The sequence below is a fragment of the Nocardia cyriacigeorgica genome (assembly GCF_010868145.1).
Lineage (GTDB): Bacteria > Actinomycetota > Actinomycetes > Mycobacteriales > Mycobacteriaceae > Nocardia > Nocardia cyriacigeorgica_D.
Genome location: NZ_JAAGUY010000001.1, coordinates 283,582 through 303,655, shown reverse-complemented (window position 1 = coordinate 303,655; position 20,074 = coordinate 283,582). Strand labels below are relative to the sequence as shown.

General features: G+C 67.0%; 20 protein-coding genes. 9 read left to right on the top strand and 11 right to left on the bottom strand.

What is annotated here, in order from left to right; translation table 11 throughout:
* Window positions 1-69: 69 nt before the first annotated feature.
* On the top strand, window positions 70-990 hold the full coding sequence (locus GV792_RS01235; protein WP_163821720.1) for a helix-turn-helix domain-containing protein: 921 nt from the start codon (window positions 70-72) through the stop codon (window positions 988-990).
* 44 nt (window positions 991-1,034) lie between these two features.
* Here the strand turns inward: GV792_RS01235 and GV792_RS01230 are convergent, their stop codons facing one another.
* Entirely contained in the window at window positions 1,035-1,703 is a 669-nt protein-coding gene (locus tag GV792_RS01230; protein ID WP_163821719.1) for a phosphatase PAP2 family protein, read from the bottom strand.
* 63 nt (window positions 1,704-1,766) lie between these two features.
* The gene (locus tag GV792_RS01225; protein ID WP_163821718.1) at window positions 1,767-2,201 is read right to left on the bottom strand and encodes a PaaI family thioesterase; all 435 of its coding nucleotides are present in this window, start codon (window positions 2,199-2,201) and stop codon (window positions 1,767-1,769) included.
* Window positions 2,202-2,296: 95 nt separating this feature from the next.
* Here GV792_RS01225 and GV792_RS01220 point away from each other — a divergent pair, with 95 nt between their 5' ends.
* Window positions 2,297-2,761: a winged helix-turn-helix transcriptional regulator gene (locus GV792_RS01220; protein ID WP_163821717.1), complete on the top strand. Its 465-nt coding sequence runs from the start codon at window positions 2,297-2,299 to the stop codon at window positions 2,759-2,761.
* A gap of 1 nt (window position 2,762) precedes the next feature.
* On the opposite strand, the gene GV792_RS01215 is transcribed toward GV792_RS01220, so the two are convergent.
* The 3 genes from GV792_RS01215 to GV792_RS01205 all read right to left on the bottom strand — a co-directional run bounded on the left by GV792_RS01215 (window position 2,763) and on the right by GV792_RS01205 (window position 8,378).
* Window positions 2,763-4,238 (bottom strand): bifunctional phosphatase PAP2/diacylglycerol kinase family protein, encoded by a 1,476-nt coding sequence (locus GV792_RS01215; protein WP_309138560.1) that lies wholly within the window; start codon window positions 4,236-4,238, stop codon window positions 2,763-2,765.
* A 250-nt stretch (window positions 4,239-4,488) separates the two neighbouring features.
* Window positions 4,489-6,675 carry an MMPL family transporter gene (locus GV792_RS01210; protein ID WP_163821716.1) on the bottom strand — a complete coding sequence of 729 codons (2,187 nt, stop codon included), beginning with the start codon at window positions 6,673-6,675 and terminating at the stop codon, window positions 4,489-4,491.
* Between the two features lie 236 nt (window positions 6,676-6,911).
* Window positions 6,912-8,378, bottom strand: a complete 1,467-nt coding sequence (locus GV792_RS01205) for a condensation domain-containing protein (RefSeq protein WP_163821715.1) — start codon at window positions 8,376-8,378, stop codon at window positions 6,912-6,914.
* Window positions 8,379-8,525: 147 nt separating this feature from the next.
* On the opposite strand from GV792_RS01205, the gene GV792_RS01200 reads away from it, so the two are divergent.
* The 6 genes from GV792_RS01200 to ligD all read left to right on the top strand — a co-directional run bounded on the left by GV792_RS01200 (window position 8,526) and on the right by ligD (window position 13,256).
* The gene (locus GV792_RS01200; RefSeq protein ID WP_163821714.1) at window positions 8,526-9,170 is read left to right on the top strand and encodes a TetR/AcrR family transcriptional regulator; all 645 of its coding nucleotides are present in this window, start codon (window positions 8,526-8,528) and stop codon (window positions 9,168-9,170) included.
* 100 nt (window positions 9,171-9,270) lie between these two features.
* Window positions 9,271-9,462, top strand: a complete 192-nt coding sequence (locus tag GV792_RS01195) for a hypothetical protein (RefSeq protein WP_163821713.1) — start codon at window positions 9,271-9,273, stop codon at window positions 9,460-9,462.
* 26 nt (window positions 9,463-9,488) lie between these two features.
* Window positions 9,489-10,589 carry an SPFH domain-containing protein gene (locus tag GV792_RS01190; protein ID WP_163821712.1) on the top strand — a complete coding sequence of 367 codons (1,101 nt, stop codon included), beginning with the start codon at window positions 9,489-9,491 and terminating at the stop codon, window positions 10,587-10,589.
* 34 nt (window positions 10,590-10,623) lie between these two features.
* Complete coding sequence (locus GV792_RS01185) at window positions 10,624-11,022, top strand: cold shock domain-containing protein (RefSeq protein WP_163821711.1); 399 nt, start codon at window positions 10,624-10,626, stop codon at window positions 11,020-11,022.
* A gap of 150 nt (window positions 11,023-11,172) precedes the next feature.
* On the top strand, window positions 11,173-12,258 hold the full coding sequence (locus GV792_RS01180; RefSeq protein WP_178124411.1) for an ATP-dependent DNA ligase: 1,086 nt from the start codon (window positions 11,173-11,175) through the stop codon (window positions 12,256-12,258).
* Window positions 12,255-13,256, top strand: coding sequence for a non-homologous end-joining DNA ligase (ligD, locus tag GV792_RS01175; RefSeq protein WP_163821710.1), 1,002 nt, complete (start codon window positions 12,255-12,257; stop codon window positions 13,254-13,256). Before GV792_RS01180 ends, ligD begins: the two co-directional genes overlap by 4 nt.
* Before the next feature lie 41 nt (window positions 13,257-13,297).
* Here ligD and GV792_RS01170 read toward each other — a convergent pair whose 3' ends face one another.
* The 6 genes from GV792_RS01170 to GV792_RS01145 all read right to left on the bottom strand — a co-directional run bounded on the left by GV792_RS01170 (window position 13,298) and on the right by GV792_RS01145 (window position 18,634).
* Complete coding sequence (locus GV792_RS01170; protein WP_163821709.1) at window positions 13,298-13,915, bottom strand: cysteine hydrolase family protein; 618 nt, start codon at window positions 13,913-13,915, stop codon at window positions 13,298-13,300.
* 80 nt (window positions 13,916-13,995) lie between these two features.
* Window positions 13,996-14,988, bottom strand: a complete 993-nt coding sequence (locus GV792_RS30190) for a GlxA family transcriptional regulator (protein ID WP_163821708.1) — start codon at window positions 14,986-14,988, stop codon at window positions 13,996-13,998.
* Window positions 14,989-15,075: 87 nt separating this feature from the next.
* Entirely contained in the window at window positions 15,076-15,873 is a 798-nt protein-coding gene (locus GV792_RS01160) for a hypothetical protein (RefSeq protein WP_163821707.1), read from the bottom strand.
* 185 nt (window positions 15,874-16,058) lie between these two features.
* Window positions 16,059-16,706, bottom strand: coding sequence for a TetR/AcrR family transcriptional regulator (locus GV792_RS01155; protein WP_163821706.1), 648 nt, complete (start codon window positions 16,704-16,706; stop codon window positions 16,059-16,061).
* Entirely contained in the window at window positions 16,690-17,832 is a 1,143-nt protein-coding gene (locus GV792_RS01150) for an acyl-CoA dehydrogenase family protein (RefSeq protein ID WP_163821705.1), read from the bottom strand. Before GV792_RS01150 ends, GV792_RS01155 begins: the two co-directional genes overlap by 17 nt.
* 121 nt (window positions 17,833-17,953) lie before the next feature.
* Entirely contained in the window at window positions 17,954-18,634 is a 681-nt protein-coding gene (locus tag GV792_RS01145; RefSeq protein ID WP_309138561.1) for a TetR/AcrR family transcriptional regulator, read from the bottom strand.
* Between the two features lie 274 nt (window positions 18,635-18,908).
* Here GV792_RS01145 and GV792_RS01140 point away from each other — a divergent pair, with 274 nt between their 5' ends.
* Window positions 18,909-20,039, top strand: coding sequence for an alpha/beta fold hydrolase (locus GV792_RS01140; RefSeq protein ID WP_163821704.1), 1,131 nt, complete (start codon window positions 18,909-18,911; stop codon window positions 20,037-20,039).
* Window positions 20,040-20,074 lie beyond the last annotated feature (35 nt).

Here is a 20,074-nt window from a genome sequence, read left to right as displayed (position 1 = left end):
CGGTGTTCCTCCTGTGTGAGTGGCTACCGGTACCGTAGAAACTCCAGCCGGGTGGAGGTTCCAGTGACCGTGACGCACGACACACATCACCGTGATCTGCTGGGCATCGGTGAACTGTCCCGGCGCACCGGTGTGTCGGTGCGCACCATCCGGTTCTATTGCGACGAGGGAGTTCTGCCGTCCCGGCGCACCTCGGGCGGACACCGCGTGTTCGAACCGAACGTCGTCGACCGATTGCTGGCCATCCGCAGATTGCGGGCACTAGGGCTGGGATTGGACGCGATCACCGCAATCGCCTCGGGGGCGCTGGCCATCGAGGACGCGGTGGCTGAGGAACGGGCACGCGCGCGAGCCGAACTCGACGCGCTGTCGTGGCGGCACGCCGCACTGCTCGCCATCGAACAGGCCCCGCCCGCCGAACGCGCCACCAGGATCGCGCTACTGGCGAACGCCGCGGATCGGACTGCCGTCCGGGGCACGATCATCGACTTCTGGCGTCGCGTACTCGCCGCCATGCCTGCGGAGATGTTCGATGGATTCGTCGAGATGGACGTTCCGCGGATACCGGCGAATCCGACACCGGATCAAGTCCTCGTCTTCGCCGAGCTGGCTCAGCTGGTCAGCACACCGGAACTGGGCCGGGTCGTCACCCGGCAGCTCTGGCGATCGGAGACCGATCAGATCCGTGACAAACGCGCCCTGGTCCTCGGACTGGCCGAGGCGCACACAGCGGTGGCCGAACGAGTGCTCGCCGACGATCGGCCTACCGCGGGCGCCGAACTCGATCGATACGTCGCCGCGCACGCCGAGGTCCGCGGCCGATCCGACACCTCGGCGTTTCGCCGCGAGTTGGCCACCGGAATTCCTGACCTGCATCCGGCGACCACCCGATATTGGACGCTCACCGCAGACATCCTCGGCACCACCAACACGACCGGAAGCGCGCAGCGCTGGTTACACGCGGCGCTGCGCGAGTCGGTCGCCGGATAGTCGACGCTCGCAACAACGACGCACCGAACCGATGCGATACCGCGTCAGACCGAATCGCTATGGGACGGCGTCGGAGAAACCGTCGCTTCCTCTTCATCCCCCGGTTGGGTGTGGCGATAACGCAGGTAGCCCGCCAGCATGATGGTCAGCCACAGCAGCCCGATCATCCAGCCGGCGAGGACATCGGTGGGCCAGTGCACGCCGAGGTACACGCGGGACAGGCCGACCAGAACAACGAAGGTCGCCGCAGCTCCCGCGACCGCCCAGCGCAGCCCGCCCCCGCGTAGTCCGACCACGATAACGGCGGCGATCACACCGACGACGACCGCCGAACCGAGGCTGTGCCCGGACGGGAAAGAGTGGCTGGTGACCGTCACCAGACGGTCCGCCACGGGTGGGCGCTCGCGATCGATCACGGATTTGAGCAACGGAATCAGCACCGCCGAACCGGCTCCCGCCACGGCGACCACCATCAGTTCCGGCCACTGTCGACGCCAGGCGAGTACCGCGCACGCCATCAACGCCGCCGACCACATGGCGATGGTGCCGCCGCTGTGCGTGATGACCTCGACCACCGGTGTCAGGGCGTCGACGCGGTGGTCGACCACCCAGTCCATGATGGGCACGTCCACCAGCCGCTCGGCGTCGCCGACGACGACGAACCAGGTCAGCGCAATCGCCGACGCCGCAAGTACCACCGCCACCCACAGCATCCGACCACCATATGCGCCGCCGGAATGTCGAGCGCCGTGCCGGGGTTGGCGAGGTCTGTGGTTTCAGCTCGGCAACGGCACGTTCTGTAGCCGCACCTGCCCGCGGGCGAGTGTTTTGCCGGTCGCGTCGTCGGTGATGACCACCTGCCACAGCTGCTGGGTCCGGCCCTGATGGAGAGGCTCGGCCGCCACCGATGCTCGGCATTCGGTCGCCGGTCGCAGGAAATCGGTCGCATTGTGCACGCCGACCGCGAATTCGCCACGGTCGGCGACCGCGGCGCTGGCGCCGATGCTGGCCGCGGTCTCCACGATCGTCGCGTAGACACCGCCGTGCACCACTCCCCACGGCGTGTGGTGATCGGTGCCGAGATCGACGTGACCGGACACGCTCGTGCCCGACAGCTCCTCGACCACGAATCCGCTTCCGGCGACGAACCGGCTGGCGTCGGCGAGATCCACGCTCGGCGTTTGCAGCGAGGTGGTTGAGGTCTCTGTCATGCGATGCTCCTGGAGTTCGACGTCTGGCTTTCGATATCAAAGCTAGCCATCCGGACAGGCTGACTGTCAAGCCCAAAGGCAGATACCCTTGTCCGATGGAGTGGCTCGAGTTCAGCACCGCCAACTGCTCGGTTCAGCGCACACTGGACGTCATCGGGGACCGGTGGACGATGATCGTGCTGCGCGAGCTGTTCAACGGCGTGCGTCGCTTCGAACAGATCCGGCAGCATTCGGGCATCTCGGAGTCGGTGCTGTCCAACAGACTGGGCAAGCTTGTCGACGCCGGTGTCCTGGCCGCGGTCCCCTATCGGGACGCGGGCAGCCGGACTCGCCGTGAGTACCGGCTCACCGACAAGGGCAGAGACCTGTACCCGATCCTGCTCGCTTTACTGCAGTGGGGCGACAAATACTGCGCCGATCCCGAAGGACCGGCGCTCATTGTCGACCACCGCGACTGCGACGAACCCGTCGACGTGGTGATCCGTTGCCGGGCCGGGCACGAGCTGGAGGGACCACACCGAGCACAGACATATGCCGGGCCTGCCGCCAAGCCTGTGTAGGTCAGCGCCGCCCGTTGCCGTGAATCACGCCGGGGTCCGACGGCCGAAAGACGCCGAGCGCACCGGCCTCACTGGTGATGGTCAGGTCCTTCACCCGGCGGTTCACCTCGCCGTCGGTCGCCAATGAGACATCTGCCCCGACGACCTGGACCCGCATCTGGGCAACGCGGCGGTGCACGTAGGTGTGCGAATGCTCCAGGCTGCCGGTGATGGTCGACCAGATCAGCCGGGCCCGCGACAGCGGAAGATCCGCGCGCAGGTATCGGACGTCGAGGGTGCCGCCATGCAGGCGCGGCCGCGCGGTCGGGACCTGGTGGCCGGGCATGTAGGTGCCGTTGCCGACGAACAGCATCCAGATCTCGACCCGTTCGCCGTCGATGATGACGTGCAACGGCTGCGCCCGGGCCAGCACCCGGAACAGTGCGACCGCCGCCGCAGGCCATTTTCCGAGCCGGGGTTCGAGCTTCTCGCGCAGTCGCACGAAATCCGGGTAGCCGCCGAGGCTCGCGGTATTGACGAAAGTGCGCTCGCCGTCGGCGCCGAAGCTCACCCGCGCGGTGTCTGTTCGCATCACCTCACCCGATGCGAGCGCCGCCATTGTCGCGGCCGGGTCGTCGACACCGAGATCGCGGGCGAAATGGTTGAGTGTGCCGCCCGCGAACACCGCGAGCGGCAGATCGTGGCGCACCGCCGATCCGGCCACACCCGAGACGGTGCCGTCGCCACCGAGGACGCCGAGGGCCACCACACCGCCCGCGTCGACTCGCTCGGCGATCTGAGCGCCGAGGTCGGTGCCAGGATCGAACTCGAGAATTCGCGCCGCGGGCAGCTTGTCACGCAATGCGTCGATTCGAACGCCGTTGCCGAGCCCGGATGACCGGTTGACCACTACCAACAGGCCCGCACCCCCTGGTACCGGCGCGATGGCTCGGGTGGGTCCCATCGTGGCCGATGCCCTGGCGCGCACCGCCCACCAGCGGCGAGTGGCCAACGCGAGGGCGGAACCCAGCATTGCACCGGCGACGACGTCCGACGGCCAGTGCACTCCGATATGGACCCGCGAATACCCGACCGCGGCGGCGACCGGCGCCACGGCCACCGCCACGCGCCGGTCTTCCAGCACGACGCCGGTGACGAACGCCGCCGCCGATGCCGAATGCCCCGACGGAAACGACGAGGAGTACGGCGGTCTCATCGGCCTGCGCACGAACGGAACCGACGCGTCCGGGGGCCTACGGCGGGGAAGTATCGGTTTGGCGATCCCGTTGGCAATACCGCTGGCCAGCCCCACCGACAGCAGTCCACGCACGGCAGCCCGACGTTGTGCGCGGTCGCCGACCAGGTACATCGCCGCAGCAGCGGCTACCCACAACAGATTGTGATCGGCCATCCAGCTCAGCCGAAGCAACACCCGATCCGCCGCTGTCGCCCGCATATCGGCACTGCGCGCAATCAGCCACCGGTCCACCGCACTCACCGCTTACCTCGCTTCTCACCGGGCCGCCGGGACCGGCCGCGGCACTGTCGGAGTCTAGTCGCTGTCGCCGAATCCGTCCCCGACCTGCGGGTACTGCCGCAGGTCGGTGAGTACCGAGATGCGCGCTGCGCCAGGGTGATCGGCTCGTCTGCTGGCACCAGGATCGCGCCGACGAAGCCCACGCGTAACCGTGCCGACCTCGCCCAGTCCGCACTGCCCTCACCGATCCACAGTGCCGCCGACCGCACGGCTACCCGGTTCGGGCGCGCTCCGGTGGTTCGTCGGCAAGTAACGGTTCGCCGAGCCCGATGCGGCGCTGGATGCGCTTCATCCATTCCGGCGCCCACCAGCAGCGGTCACCGAGCAGCTTCATCGTCGCCGGGACCAGCATCATGCGCAGGATCGTGGCGTCGATGATCAAGGCGGCGATCATGCCGAAGGCGATGTATTGCATCATCACCAGGTCCGAGAACGCGAACGCACCCGTCACCACCAGCAGGATCAAGGCGGCGGCGGTGATGATGCGGCCGGTGTGCGCGGTGCCGGTCCGCACCGCCTCGGTGGTGGAGGCGCCCCGCGATCTGGCTTCCACCATCCGAGACAACAGGAACACCTCGTAGTCGGTGGACAGGCCGTAGATGATCGCGATGATCAGCACCAGCATGTTGGCTTGGATGGGCTGCGGGGTGAAGTTCAGCAGGCCCGCGCCGTGGCCGTCGAGGAAGATCCAGGTCAGGATGCCGAGCGTGGACCCGAGACCGAGCGCACTCATCAACGCGGCCTTGATCGGCAGTATCAGCGAGCCGAAGGTCAGGAACATCAGCAGCGTCGTGACCAGCAAGACAAGCGCGATCATGAACGGTATCCGCACCAGCAGCGCGTCGATCGAATCCTTCTGGATGGCGGGGACACCGCCGACCAGCATCGTCACCCCGTCGGGCTGATCCAGTGCCCGGAGGTATTCGATGGTCTCCCCCGCTTCGGCAGAGTTGATCAGTGTGGCCTTGGTGCGATACACCTCGTCCTGCACCGTCGACCGTGACGGTATCTCGAAGCTGCCCTCCAGACCCGGCGCCGCATTCGCCTGATCCCAGAGCTCGCCCACCGCAGTGCTGTTGTCCGAGACGAAGATCAGCTCCAGCGGATCGGATTTCCGGACCGGGAACAGGGTGTCGATCGTCTCCTGCGCCCCCCGGGTCGGATCATCGGGCGGCAGATAGCGTTCGCTGAAACCGCCGAACACGAGGTTGCGCATCGGCAGAATCAGCAAGAGCAGGCCGATACACAGGGCCACGCTGATCTTCAGCGGGTGCCGCATCACCCAATCGGTGGTACGGGCCCAGAACCCGTTCTCCACTTCCGCGGCGCTCCTGGTACGGCGGAACCGCTCGAAGCCGAGCAGGTCCACCCGCGGTCCGAGAACGGCGAGCATGGCAGGCAGCAGGGTGATCGAGGTCAGCGCCGCGAGCGACACCGTCGCGATGGCGCCATAGCCCATGGACTTCAGGAAACCCTGCGGGAACAGCAGCATGCCGCCGAGGCTTGCGATGATCATCGTCGCCGAGAACACCACTGTTCGCCCGGCCGTCATCACCGACCGCCGCACCGCGGCCTGCGTGTCGTATCCGGCGGCGAGTTCCTCACGGAACCTGCTGACGACGAACAATCCGTAATCGATGGCGAGTCCGATGCCGATCATCGAGACCACCGGCGACACGAACGAATTCACGTCGGTGACTGTGGTGAGCAGCCGCAAGATTCCGTAGGCGCCGAATACCGTGAGCCCGCCGACGATAAGGGGCAGAGCTGCGGCCACCACACCGCCGAAGATGAAGAACAGCAGTACCGCGACCGCGGGCACTGCCAGCAGTTCGAGCCTGCGGGTGTCGTGGGCGGCGGTGTCGTTCAATGTCCCCGCCACCGCTTGCAGGCCGCCGACCTGCGCGTCGATGCCGGGAATGTAGAAGGCGTCCTTGACCTTCCGATAGTTCTGCACCATCTCGGTGTCGGTCTCGCCACGAATGGCAATGGCCGCGACGGCATGCTTCCGGTCGTCGGTCGCCGCCTGCGCGCCCGTCAATCTTCCGGTCTCGGTCGGCCAGTAGGCGGCGTTGATGCCGAGGATCTCGTCGGGATGATCGCGGGGCAGGCTGTTCAGATTGTCCACCACGCGGCGCGCGAACTCGGGGTCGTCGACCGTAATACCGTCCGGTGCGGTGTAGAGCACGACCACGTCGACGTCGTGGTTGCGACCGAACGCCCGATCCGACAATCGCGCGGCCACCGCCGATTCCGAGGTCGGATCGTCCAGTCCGCCCGACGTCAGATGGTCGTCGAGGCCGATTCCGACCACACCGAGTCCAAGCAGTGCCGCACCCACCAGGGCGATGACGGCGAACCGCAGCCGAAATACGAGTTCGCCCCAGCGTGTGAACATCAGCCGACCTCGTGCGCCTGGACTCCGCTACGCACGCCGGCGCGCCTCGAATGAATTCTTCGATCCGATAGGACCAGCACACCGATTGCCAAGGGGCCGGGTCCTTTCCGCTCGTACCCGCACTGCTGGACGTCATCCAAAGTACCGACCAAAACAGACTGGACGTCATGTTTGTGAATACTGTGGCGCCCCAGTCATTTTGACGGTCAAGCGGCTCGAGCCAACGCGCGGCGCGGTCAACGCAGGGCAGGTAGAGCCGTGAGCGGCCCTCGATACCCGGCCGCCAGCGCACGGACCACGGCGGTGAACCGTCCGACGAACGCTTCCGCGGTATCGGGGTCGAACAGTGCGGTGGGATAGAGGAACACGCCGTCCACACCGCCCGGCATGCCTGCGTCGTCGTACCGTTCGGTCAGCCCGAACTCCAGATCGTGTTTGGCACGCAGAGCGCCGGTCGGAATGTCGGTCACGGTCGGTGCCGACCCTGTCGTCGCCCCTGGAGCAAGGGTGCCGCGTTCGAGGATCAAGGTGGCCTGGAACAGCGGGCAGGCGGCGTCCTGGAGCAGGCACCGCTTCAACCGCGGGTTGGGGGTGTCCGGGTGCGCGAAGGCGGCCAGCGCCACCCGGCGGACCTGGTCGATGAGCTCGTCCATATCCGCGGCACGGTCCAGCCGGACCCGCAGCAGGACATCATCGGCGAAGTTGCCGACCAGGTCGTCGAGCAAACGATGGTCGCGTCCGCTCACCGCGGTCGCCACGGTGACGTCGGCGCTGCGTCCGAACCAGCCGACACACAACGCGAACGCCGCCTGCAACACCATGAACAGACTCGCCCGGCCGTGCTGTGCGCGATCCAGCAGTGCCGCATGCACGGGCACGGGGAAACACACGGGAATGATCGCGCCCTCCGACGACGACACCACCTGGCGCGGACGATCGACGGGAAACTCCAACAACGCGCGCCGTCCGGCGAGTGTATTGGCCCAATACCGCAACTGCTGGGTCGCGCGGCTCGACTCGTCGGCGAAATCACCGAGCTGAGCGTGCTTCCACAGGGTGTAGTCGGCGTAGTCGATCGGTAGCGGAGCCAGGACAGGCGGCAGGCCGCGGGCCCTTGCGGTGTACGCGGCACCGAGATCACGCAGTAGCGGGGCGAGCGAGCGACCGTCGATCGAGATGTGGTGCCCGACCAACAGCAATACGACGTCATCGGCGCCGAGGACATACACCCGGGCACGCAGCGGCAGATCGTTCGCGAGGTCGAACTCGCGCTGGGCGAACTCGGCCAGCCGCGCAGCCAGATCGTGCTCCCCGACGGTGCAGACGCGGACGTCCACCTCGACATCGGCGAACGGGACGACAACCTGGGCTGGCCCGTGTTCGGTGGCCGGGTAGCAGGTGCGCAACGGTTCGTGCCGGGCGACGACGTCACCGATCGCGGCTAGCAGCGCATCGAGGTCGGCCGAGCCTCCGCGGATGCGGACCGCGCGCGAGACATTCCACTCCGCCGACCGACCGATCCGCGCCGCATGCCACATTCGCTCCTGTGCGGGAGCCAGCGGGAGATGATCCGGACGAGGACGACGCATCAGCACCGGTGGACGCGCCACCGGTGCCATCGCGCGTCCGACCACCCGCAGCGGACCCGTACCGAATCTGTCGTTCCCGATTCCCCCCGCCAAGATCCCCGAAGCGGAGTCCATCTGCACCTACACCTTCACCAACGCGCCCGACATCGCGTGGACCTTATCCACGGCGAGTTAATCGGTGGTTACCGCCGCATGAAGCAGGCGGGTCGGCGATCGGACGGTGTGACCGAGCCGCAAGCGGGTCGGCACTAGGGTGGAACGGTGCAGACAGGCCAGGACTCAGACCACCCGCACGCGGATCCACTCTCCGGACCCCGGATCTGGGGCGGAACCACACTCACCGAACGCAAGCAGGTGCGGCGGACGGCGCTACTCGAGGCGGCGTTGGATCTGATCGGCGAATCCGGAGCAGCCGGAGTCACCATGCGGGCGGTCTGCCGCAGGGCCAACCTCACCGACCGCTACTTCTACGAAAGCTTCGCCAGCCGCGACGAGCTGCTCGATGTGCTCTACCGGCAGGTGGCCGAGGAGTTCCTGGAGCCGATGACCGCCTTCGCGGTCGCCGATGATCCGTCCAGGGACCGCAGCCTGTCCGAAGTGCTGGTGGACAAGGTGCTCGAGGACCCGCGCAAATCCCGTCTGTTCCTTGTTGAGCCGTACTCCAGCACCGGGCTCGGTCAGACCACCATCGCGGTCATGCCCGCGTTCACCAGACTCATCCAGGATCACCTGTTCTCCCAGATCGACGATCCGGTACGCCGCCGGCTGGCCGCGGTCACCATGGCCAGCGGCAACGCGGGCATGTTCTCGGCATGGCTCGGCGGATCGCTGCGCGCCGACCGCGACGAGATCGTCGACCACCTCGTTGCCATGATCACCGCCTACCGCAGGCTGTACCAGGACTGAGCGCACGACGCCTCGTTCCGACCACCACCCGCGAAACGTAACGTGAGCGTAGGAGGTTCGAACGTTGACCGATGCGGTGGTGGGTTCTACAGGTACGCTGATGTCGCCGATCCGGGGGGCCGGGACGCTGGGTGAGGTCCTGGTCGCTATCCGAGGGGGAACCGAGCTCTACATCGCGCGTGCCACCGAGCCGATCGAAGCCGGGGCGACCGTGCTGATCATCGCTGTCGACTCCGGCCGGATCGCCGACGTGGTGGCGTGGGTTCCGCTCGTCCCGGATCCGCTGGACTGACGTTTGAAACAGCAAGGGAGACATACGTGCTGGGTTACCACGTTCCTGATCCGGACGAGGCGATGCTGGTCAGCGGCGCCAAGAGCAAGGACAATGCGCCGTTCAAGGTGATCATCGGGCGCGGCGCCTGGGTGGTGCCGTTCTTCCGCAAGGTCCGGTATCTGTCGCTGGCGATGTTCGAGGCCGAGATCAAAGAGCGCTGCGAGACGAAGCAGGCGATTCAGCTCGATGTGCGTGCGGTCATCGCGTTCAAGGTCGCCAACGACACCCCGTCGATCGTCAATGCCGCACAACGATTCCTGTCCGAGCAGGAACGGGAGATGTCGATGCTGACCGGGCGGATATTCTCCGGTCACCTGCGCTCCATCGTCGGTTCGATGACCGTTGAGGAGATCATCCGGGAGCGTCAGCGCCTCGCCGATGAGGTGCTGGTGGCGTCGAAGGTCGAGATGAGCAACATCGGACTGTGGGTGGACTCGTTCCAGATCATGTCCATCGATGACGGCAACCTCGGCTATATCTCCGCCCTCGCCGCACCGCATAACGCCGCGGTCCAGCGTGACGCCCAGATCGCGCAGTCCCAGGCCGCGCAACGCGCCGCCGAGGCCGAGCAGGAGTCGCTGCGGCGACAGGCCGAATACGAACGCGAAACCTCGCTACTCAAGGCCGAGTACCAACGCGATATCGACAAGGCTCAGGCCGAGGCCGCGGCGGCCGGACCGCTGGCCCAGGCGCTGGCCCAGCAGGAGGTACTCACCGCCAAGGCCGAACAGGCCCGTAAGGAAGCCGAACTGCGCGAGCAGCAACTGCAGGCCGAGGTCGTGAAACCGGCGGCCGCCGAGGCAGAGCGGGTGCGCATTCTGGCCGAGGCCGAGGCCGACCGGACCAGGATTCAGGCCGAGGCAGCCGCGTCCAACAACCGGATCGCGCTGGACCAGTTGCTCATCGAGCAGTTGCCCGAAATCGTTCGCCAGGCCTCCCATGGGTTGTCCAATGCCAACCTCACCGTGCTCAACGGGCCCGACGGGGTCTCCGAGTTGGTCAACGGAATGGTCGGTCAGGGACTGACGGTGTTCAGTTCGCTGCAAAAGGCGCTTTCCTCCAACGATGGAGAAAATGCGGGTTAAAGTGGCCCGGTAGCGTCGGCGGCGAGGAGCGGGTGTGGTGTCCATCGGGAAATTGGTGTCGTTCGACAGCTCACGTGGATTCGGATTCATTCGTCCGGAAGACGGTGGCCCGGATGTGTTCGTGCACGTGAACGACATCGGTCTCGACGAGGACGAATTGCGCCAGGGCCGGGTGTTCGAGTTCGAGATCACCGAGGGTGATCGCGGCCCGAAGGCGGTCAATCTGGCCGCCGCAGGCGGCGCGCCGGTGCCCGCTCCCCGTGGCCGGACCAAGGATCGGTCCGGCGTCGTCGTGCTCAGCGCCGCCGAGCACACCCGGCTGGTCACCGAGCTGTTGCTCGATGCCAGCCCGGCGCTCACCGCGGGCGAGATCGTGACCATTCGCGAACGGCTCACCGCCTTTGCCGACGAGCACGGTTGGCTCGACGACTGAGCTCACCGCCTGCGTGGCCGGTCGACGCGCCCGCCGCCGTTGTCGTGGATCCCCCACGCTGTCGGTGCCGCCGCATACGATCGCGGCACCGATGATTCCTCGTCGGCCGCGACGTCGACATCGGTGAGGACCGACCCCGAGGAGGATCGCGTGGACCTACCGGTGATGCCACCCGTGCGCCCGATGCTCGCCAAATCCGCGCCCGCGGTGCCGCGTGAGCCGGGCCTGAGCTACGAACCCAAATGGGATGGATTCCGGTGCATCGTCTTCCGCGACGGCGCCGATATCGAGCTCGGATCCCGTAACGACCGACCGCTGACCAGGTATTTCCCCGAAGTCGCCGACCTGCTCGCCACGGCGCTGCCGCCACGGTGCGTTGTCGACGGCGAGATCGTCATCGTCACCGAGGCCGGACTCGATTTCGACACCCTCCAGTTGCGGTTGCACCCCGCGGCCTCGCGGGTGGCCAAGCTCGCCGCGGAAACCCCCGCGAGCTTCGTCGCCTTCGATCTGCTCGCTCTCGGCGACGACGATCTGACGGGCGAACCGTTCCGGGAGCGAAGGCGCCTGCTCGAGACCATTCTCGACACCAAGCTCGCGCGGGTGCATCTGACGCCGATCACCTCCGATCCCGATGTGGCCGAGGACTGGTTCACCCGGTTCGAGGGCGCGGGTTTCGACGGCGTCATGGTCAAGGCCGATGATCAGCGGTATCTGCAGGACAAGCGAGTGATGCTCAAGGTCAAGCATGAGCGCACCGCCGATTGCGTCGTCGCCGGATTCCGCTGGCACAAGGACGGCGAGGGTATCGGTTCGCTCCTGCTCGGCCTCTACGACGACGAGGGCAATCTGCATCATGTCGGCGTCGCCAGCAGCTTCACCGCCGCCAAACGCAAACAGCTCATCGGTGAGCTGGAACCGTGGCGTGCGGGCGCCTTGGACAATCATCCGTGGCGTGACTGGGCCGATGCCGCGGCGCAGGCCAGGGCCGACGGGAAAATGCCCGGCGGGGTGAGCCGGTGGACCGGCGGCAAGGACCTGTCCTGGGAGGCCTTGCGTCCGGAATTGGTCGCCGAGGTCCGCTATGAACATGTGCAGTCGGGCCGGTTCCGGCACGGCGGCAGGCTGGTCCGCTTCCGCAACGACCGCACCCCCGAATCCTGCACCTACGCCCAGCTCGACGAGGTCGCCCCCGCCGAACTGGCCGCCATCTTCGGTTCCGAGGTGGCCCGGTGAGCGAATCGGTCGATATCGAGGTCGACGGGCGCAGCGTCACCATCTCCAACCCGGACAAGGTGTATTTCACCAAGCGCGGTGAGACGAAATTGGATCTGGTGCGCTACTACCTGGCCGTGGCCGAGCCGCTACTCGGGGTGATCGGCAATCGGCCGCTGCTGCTGGAACGCTATCCCGACGGCGCCTCGGGGAAATCGTGGTTCCAGAAGCGGGTGCCGAAATCCGCACCGGACTGGCTGCACACGGTGGAGGTGTCCACTCCCAATGGCACCACCAGCGACGCGCTCGTCGCCCACGATCTGGCCCATATCCTGTGGGCGGTCAACCAGGGCTGTCTCGGATTCCACGTCTGGCCCAACCACGTCGACGATCTGCGTATCGCCGACGAACTGCGCGTTGACCTCGACCCGTCTCCCGGTATCGGCTTCGATGATCTGCGCGAGGCCGCGGTGCGCACCCGGGAGCTGTGCACCGAACTCGGTATCGACGCACGCGTCAAGACATCCGGGTCACGTGGGCTGCATCTGTATGTCGCGCTTGAACCGAAATGGGACGGATACCAGGTGCGCGCCGCGGCCGTTGCGCTGGCGCGTGAGCTGGAGCGCAGGCACCCCGAACACATCACCGCCCAATGGTGGAAGGAAGAACGCGGCAGCCGCGTCTTCGTCGACTTCAACCAGAATGCACCGCACAAAACGGTTTTCGGTGCCTGGTGTGTGCGTCCCAAGGTCGGTGCCCAGGTGTCGACACCGATCTCCTGGGACGAACTCGACTCGGTGGTGCCGGAGGAGCTGACCATCGCGACGGTGCCGGAACGGCTCGCCGAGCGCGGCGACCCGTGGGCCGATCGGTCTGCGCAGTCGATCGAGCCGCTGCTCGAGATGTCGGGACGCGATATGGCGGCCGGACTCATGGATGCGCCGTGGCCGCCGCAGTATCCGAAGATGCCGAACGAGCCGCCGCGGGTACAGCCGAGCCGCGCCAAGAAAGCCGACTGATTCGGGTGTGGGGGCGGATCCCCGGCCGCACACCCGTCGGCTCAGTCCTCGAGCCTGTCCACGGTCGGGACCACGACGCCGAACAGGTCGGTGACGGTCGTCAGGGCCGCTGCCTGCAGTGCGGCCGCGGGCACAACCGTGCCGTCGGGTGCGGCGAGGGCGCGGGTGGCGGTGGTTTCGGCGACGACGGTCGGCCGGTAGCCGAGGTTGAACGCGCCCTGTGCGGTGAAGCCGACGCACATATGTGTCATGAAACCGGCGAGCACCAGATCCCGCCCGGATTCGACACCGGCGTCGCGCAGGGTCTGCTCCAGTGCGGTGGCGTGAAAGGCGTTGGGGAACTGCTTGACGACCACCGGTTCACCTTCGACCGGTGCCACCTCGGCGCTGATGGAGCCGATCTCGGCGCGGATATCGTAGGGCGTTCCCTCGCCGCCGTCATTGACGATGTGCACGACAGGAATACCCGCGGCGCGTGCGCGTTCCAGCAGTCGTGCGCCGGCGGCGATGGCCTCCTCCGCGCCGTCCAAGACCATGACACCGGTCCGGTAGGTGTTCTGGAAATCGATCATGATCAGCGCGGATTCACCCAGCCGTGGCGCCCGGTTGTCCAATCCGACGACGGTGCGCAGGGATTCCGAGGAGTGGGTTGTGGTCATGGAACAGCCTTTCAAGGGAAATGGGCATGGCGAATCCCCTCCTCGCACGAATGCCGAGGGGAGGTCGTTGGTTCGGGCGGTCAGGCCGTCCGAGTGCGGAAGCGGCGGCGATAGGCCGCCGGGGTGGTGCCGAGTTGGCGTTTGACGGCGCGGTGCAAGGTCTCCACCGAGCCGAGTCCCGAGCTCGTCGCTACCTGGTCGAGGCTGCGGTCGGTGGTCTCGAGCAGTCGTCGTGCGACCTCCACGCGGGTCGCTTCGACATAGGCGCTCGGCCCGATACCCATCTCATCTTTGAACACACGGACGAAATGGCGTTCGCTCAGGCGCATCCGGACCGCGAGTGCCTCTGTCGACAGGTCCTGGTCGAAATGATCGGCGATCCACAACCGCAACTCGTCGATGTCACGGCGGGCGGGTGCGGGTCGGCTCAGCGGAACCGAGAACTGACTTTGTCCGCCTTGCCGTTTGAGGTACATCACCAGTTGGCGCGCCACCCCCAGCGCGGTCTGCTCGCCGAGGTCTTCGGTGACCAACGCCAGCGCCAGGTCCAGGCAGGCACTGATGCCCGCGCCGGTCCACAATCGGCCGCGGTCGGTGCGCACGAAGATCGGATCCGGATCGACGGTGACCTCGGGGTGGCGGGCCGCGAGCTGCGCGGCGGTGGACCAGTGCGTGGTGGCGGTCTTACCGTCGAGCAACCCCGCCGCGGCGAGCAGATGCGCGCCGACGCATACCGAGGCCACCCGCTCGGCGCGTGGTGCTGTCGACATCAGCCACGCCACCACATCGTCATCGATCCGGGCGATGGGGCCGTCATCGGTCATCTCGACCGCGCCCGGTACCAGCAGGGTGTCGATTCTTCCGTCGACCTCGTCGAAGGTCAGATCCGGCAGCAGCCGCACGCCCGCCGACGTCGTCACAGCCTCGGCCGTCGGGGCGGCCAGGCGTACCTGGTACCCGGCACGACCCGCGGTTTCCCGGTTGGCCAGGGCGAATACCTCGGCCGGGCCGGTGACGTCGAGGAGATCGACCTCAGGAAACACCGCGATGACGACTCGATGGGTGATGGACACGCATTCATCCTCGCCGCTGCCGCCTATGACGGCAATGACGAGTCTCTGTCACATTCGGACATCACCCGGTCGGACGCTACTGGTGGGTCACGCGGTCCACAGCACCCAGGTGGCGCCGCGGCCCTGCCCTTCACAGACCAGGGCACGCCCGTCCGCGGTCCGGGCCGTCGCCGCGACTCCCGGTGTACAGCTGGTGCCACCCTCACCGACGACCTCGGACACCGTGTAGGGGCCCTTCCACTGGAAGCCGGTGGTCGAGGCTGCCGCGGTCAGGCACAGCAGTGTCGATCCGTCAGCGGCGGTCCCGATGAGGCCGGCCTCGGGGCATGCGGTGCGAAGGGTGGCTGTGGGCGCCCCGGTGGGAGCCTGCTGTGCCTCGGAGGCCGGTGCGCCGGTGGGCGCCGCCTCGGTCGGCCCGACGTTCTCCCCCGGTGCGAGGGCGCCCGGGCCGGTCGCCGAAGCCTGTGTGGCCACGACGGTCTGCGATGTTTGTGTCGATGCGAGCTCCTCGGTCCGCGACGCGACATCCGAGAGCAGGTCGCCCGGCGCCACGATCAGGGCCGCGATGATCGCCGCCTCGGCCAAACCCATCAGCACTGCGAACAACGCCATGACACGGCCGCGGGGATGACTGAAAGCGATGAGCCCGAACACGATCGCGACGGGCATCAGCAGCAGCAGGGCCGCGACCAGCGCAATCACCGCATAGGGGTTGACGATTCGGCGGGCGTCGGGCTCGTCGTAGGCGCGGTGGGGCCAGTCCTGGTCGTATTCGTCGTCGTGCGCGTCGTCGACAACGGCGCCTCGTCCGCGGCGGGCCGCGGTCTTGGTGTCGTGCCGAACTTCTGGCCAGCGCTCATCTGCCCAGCGCTGCGAATCTGCCATTCGAGGTCCCTCTCCCACTAACCGTCGCGCGGAAACCCCGGAGATCCGGCCCCGCCCCGACACCGAGAAGGATAGAGCCCCGTCGCCGAATCGTCCTGTGAATGCCCGGATCGCATTACCCGATAGCAAGCCGGCATGTCCGGCTTATCCGTAACGAACACAGCACGATTGATCCGCGGCGAGCGTCAGTGACCGCTATCGACCTTCGGTAGCGACTCCGCGACCAGGGTCAGCAGCATGTCCACCAGCAGGCCGTTGACCTGCGCGCGGGACAGGGTGCCGCGGGTGATCCATTCACGTCCGGCCACTTTCACCAAGCCGCCGTAGGCACGCACCATCGCGCGCATAGACGCACTGTGTGCCGAATCGGCCAGACCGATCATCAGCAGCAGCCGTTCGGCGGCCACATCGTCGGCTTGATCGAGGATCTGCTGCACGTCGGGATCGTCGCCGACGCCCTCGTGGCTGGTGACCTTGACCCAGGTGCTGCCATGCTCGGAGATGGTGTCCAGGAGCCAGTGCACGCTGGCCTCGACCCGTTCGCGTTCGGTTCCGGTGGGCACGACCATGTCGTCGAGCCGCGGCAGCGTCACCATCCGGCGCACCACGGCCAAGTACAGGTCACGCTTGTTACCGAAGTAGTGGTTGATCAGGCCGCGCGCCACGCCGGCACGCTGGGCCAGCTCGGCCGTCGATACCGCGGCATAGGGCCGCTCACCGAACATCTCGATGGCCTGGGCCAGGATCTGGGCCCGCCGCTCGTCGGGCTCGAGCCGCCGACGGCGCGGTTGCCCGTCGGCGGCGGAGGCAGGGGTATCAGAGAGACCGCGCAATGAGATCCTTCATCACCTCGTTGCTGCCCGCCAGGATGCGCAGCACACGGGCGCCGGTGTAGAGCTGGGAAATCGGGTACTCCGTCATGTAGCCGTAGCCGCCGAACAGTTGCAGGCAGCGGTCAACCACGATACCCAGTTGGTCGGTCAACCAGTACTTCGACATCGCAGCGGTGGGAATGTCGAGTTCGCCACGAAGGTGCTTGGCGATGCACTCGTCGAGGAACGTGCGACTCACCGTGGTCAAGGTCGCGCACTCGGCGAGTTCGAATTTCGTGTTCTGCATGGCGAACAGCGGCTTGCCGAACGCTTCGCGGCCCTTGGTGTATTCGACGGTCAGCTCGACGGCGCGTTCCATCATCGCGACGGCCATGATGGCGGTCACCAGGCGCTCTTGGGCCAGCATCCGCATCATCTGATAGAAGCCCTGCCCCTCGACCCCACCGAGCAGGTTCGTCGCGGGGACGCGCAGACCGTCGAAGAACAGTTCGGCGGTGTCCTGGCCCTTACCGCCGATCTTGGACAGGATGCGACCTCTGGTGAAACCCGGTGTGTCGTCGCCGACCTCGGCGAAGAGCAGCGAGACGCCTGCGGCACCCTGTTCCGGATCGGTTTTGGCGGCGATGATGATGCCGTCGCACAGCCAGCCGTTGGTGATGAAGATCTTCGAACCGGTGATGACGTAGTCGTCGCCATCGCGCACCGCGCGGGTCTTGATGTTCTGCAGGTCGGAGCCCGTACCGGGTTCGGTCATTCCGATCGACAGCACCATCTCACCGCTGGCGGCCCGTGGTAGCACCCGCTGCTTGAGTTCCTCGGAGCCGAATTCGGCGAGGTAGGGCGCGATGATCGCACTGTGCACGGGCATGCCCATGGCGCCGTCGCCCGCACGGACCTGTTCTTCGATGATCGCGGCCTCGTGGGCGAAGGTGCCACCCCCGCCGAAGGGTTCGGGCAGCGCGGCGCACAGCAGACCGAGCTTGCCCGCGGTGCGGTAGAGCTCGCGGTCGGGATGGCCCTGCTCGACGAACTTCTCCTCATGCGGAACGACCTCGCGCTCGAAGTAGCTGCGTGCGAGATCCCGCACCGCTTCGACCTCGTCGTCACTCCATATCGGGCGTGCCATCGTCGCATCCTCTGTTCGAACTCCACCCGGCATGCCCGGGCATCCTGTCTCAGATTCGCGCACTATTGGCATTCTGTCAACAAGCCGTGCACACGGATGACCGAAGAGAGTGCGGACGGGTTCAGTGGTCGGTGTCGACCGCGGCGAGGGTGGTGAAGATGGGTGTGGCCGGGTCGGCGTCGATGCCGCGGCGCCGCAGGAAGCTGTCGATCAGCCCCCAGACGTATTCGGTGGTCTGATCCACGAATTCGCCGACGTCCCGGCCGGGATCGTCGCCGCCGAGCCACAGATCGGTGATCGAGACGACCACCCCGGTCATGGCGCGCGCCAGATAGTCCATGCCGCTGTCATCGATGGGTACTGCTCCGGCCACGGCACTCGCTTGCTTCGCCAGACGCCCGGCGACCTGTCGCCCGAGGTCGACCTGTACGACCGAACCGTCGCGATCATGGCCGGTCTGCGCCTGGCCGAGGAAGCGGAAGACGTTCGGGTGTTCGAGGATGCCGTCGGCATAGGCGGTCAGCACGGTGCTCAACGCCGCCCGCGGCGGTTGCAGGATCAGGGTCAGGTCGCTGCCGGCGGCCGCGAATGCCGACTTCGCCATGCGATTGCCGATTTCGGTGAACAGGTCGGCCTTGTCCGCGAAGCGCCGATACAGGCGCGGTTTGGTGATGCCCGCCTCGCGCGCGATGTCGTCCATGCTCGGGCGCGGACCGTCCCGGTCGATCACCCTGATGGCCGCGTCGACGATCTCGTCGCGGCCGACGGACCGCGGCGCGGTGCGCACGGTGGTGCGGTTCACGATGGGTTCATCTCCGACTGGCCGGTGACGTAGCGGCGAAATAGACGTTGGCGAGTGCGGCGGCGTTCACCCCTCGATGCAACACCACCGACCCTGCTGGCAGAGCATACACGTACTGACGGTACGCACTACTCGAACAGAACACTTCTTCGGCAAACCTCAAATTTCAGTGATCCATCACACATCAGCATCTACCTGGTCGGCGCGGATTTACGACGGCTCGTACTGTCAGTATCGTCAACCGTACCGCCAGTACGCTGAACGAGGTGACGTGATGACCGAACCGCGCGACTCCCGCCGCGCCCCGATGTACGGACCTGCGCCCGACCGCCGGTGGACGATCGAGGTCGACGGCATCGAGATCGCCGGCTACGAATGGGGCAGCCCGGCGGCCGATCCGCTGGTGCTCGTTCACGGCGCCTCCGATACGCACCGGACCTGGGCGCGGGTGGCCGCGACGCTCGCCGACGAATTCCGTGTCATCACCTATGACGTGCGCGGGCACGGCCGTTCCGGCAGCCCGAGCGGTCTCGGCGCCTATCGCCTCGATCGCCTCGCCGAGGACCTCTACACGGTCCTCGACAGCGTCTCCCCCGGTCGTCCGGTGCATCTGGCCGGGCACGGCTGGGGTGCGATGCAAGGATGGGAAGCGGTGGCCGATCCGCGGGCGGGCACCCGTATCGCCTCGTTCACCGCGCTCTCGGCGCCGCATCTGGACCATGTCGGCCTGTGGTTGCATCAGCTGCGGCATCGCACCCAACGCAGCGTGCAGCGGATGCAATCGCGCACGGTGCGCCGGTTCGCGACATCGCAGCGGGCAGGCGGCGGGTGCGCGTCTCGCCCGGAAGTTGTGGCGCCACATCGTCACGACACGATCGGGCGCGCAGATCTCGGCCGCCACTCTGCGGAACCGCCCGCTCCCACTCGGCGCATCGCACGACGTCGACCCACTGCGGTGGCCTCGGCGCTCGACGAAGCGCGGGCGACGCTACATTCGTCGCCGTCGCTGCTACGTCGCGTGGCCTATCAGCCGCGCGTGCGTGCCGGATTGCGGCGGGCCACACGACTGTCGCCCCGCGCGGATGCGCCGATCGCGCCGACCTGGCGCGCCGATCTGGTCGCGGGCCTGCGCATCGCCCGCGCCAACCTCGGCCATCACCTGCGGCATCCGCGCGATCAGCACACCGCCGTCCCGGTCCAGCTGCTGCTCGATGCCGCCGACCCGGCCGCACGCCCGGGCATGCGCGCCGCGGTGCAGGAACGCGTGGATCGGCTGTGGTGCTACACACTGCCCGCCGACCACTGGCTACCGGTCACCGAACCGTTGCTGGTCGGCGAAGCGATCGCCAACTTCGTCAACGACCTGCGTGCCGACAGCGATCCCGCCTTCCGCACCACGCACTGAACCGCACCCGGCGCCGTGCCGGGCGCTCTGGCCAT

Coding starts and splice junctions, on each gene's coding strand:
- GV792_RS01230 (WP_163821719.1), bottom strand. CDS start 1,703: ATGCTGTGGGTGGCGGTGGTACTTGCGGCGTCGGCGATTGCGCTGACC.
- GV792_RS01225 (WP_163821718.1), bottom strand. CDS start 2,201: ATGACAGAGACCTCAACCACCTCGCTGCAAACGCCGAGCGTGGATCTC.
- GV792_RS01220 (WP_163821717.1), top strand. CDS start 2,297: ATGGAGTGGCTCGAGTTCAGCACCGCCAACTGCTCGGTTCAGCGCACA.
- GV792_RS01210 (WP_163821716.1), bottom strand. CDS start 6,675: ATGTTCACACGCTGGGGCGAACTCGTATTTCGGCTGCGGTTCGCCGTC.
- GV792_RS01205 (WP_163821715.1), bottom strand. CDS start 8,378: ATGGACTCCGCTTCGGGGATCTTGGCGGGGGGAATCGGGAACGACAGA.
- GV792_RS01195 (WP_163821713.1), top strand. CDS start 9,271: ATGTCGCCGATCCGGGGGGCCGGGACGCTGGGTGAGGTCCTGGTCGCT.
- GV792_RS01170 (WP_163821709.1), bottom strand. CDS start 13,915: ATGACCACAACCCACTCCTCGGAATCCCTGCGCACCGTCGTCGGATTG.
- GV792_RS01160 (WP_163821707.1), bottom strand. CDS start 15,873: ATGGCAGATTCGCAGCGCTGGGCAGATGAGCGCTGGCCAGAAGTTCGG.
- GV792_RS01150 (WP_163821705.1), bottom strand. CDS start 17,832: ATGGCACGCCCGATATGGAGTGACGACGAGGTCGAAGCGGTGCGGGAT.
- GV792_RS01140 (WP_163821704.1), top strand. CDS start 18,909: ATGACCGAACCGCGCGACTCCCGCCGCGCCCCGATGTACGGACCTGCG.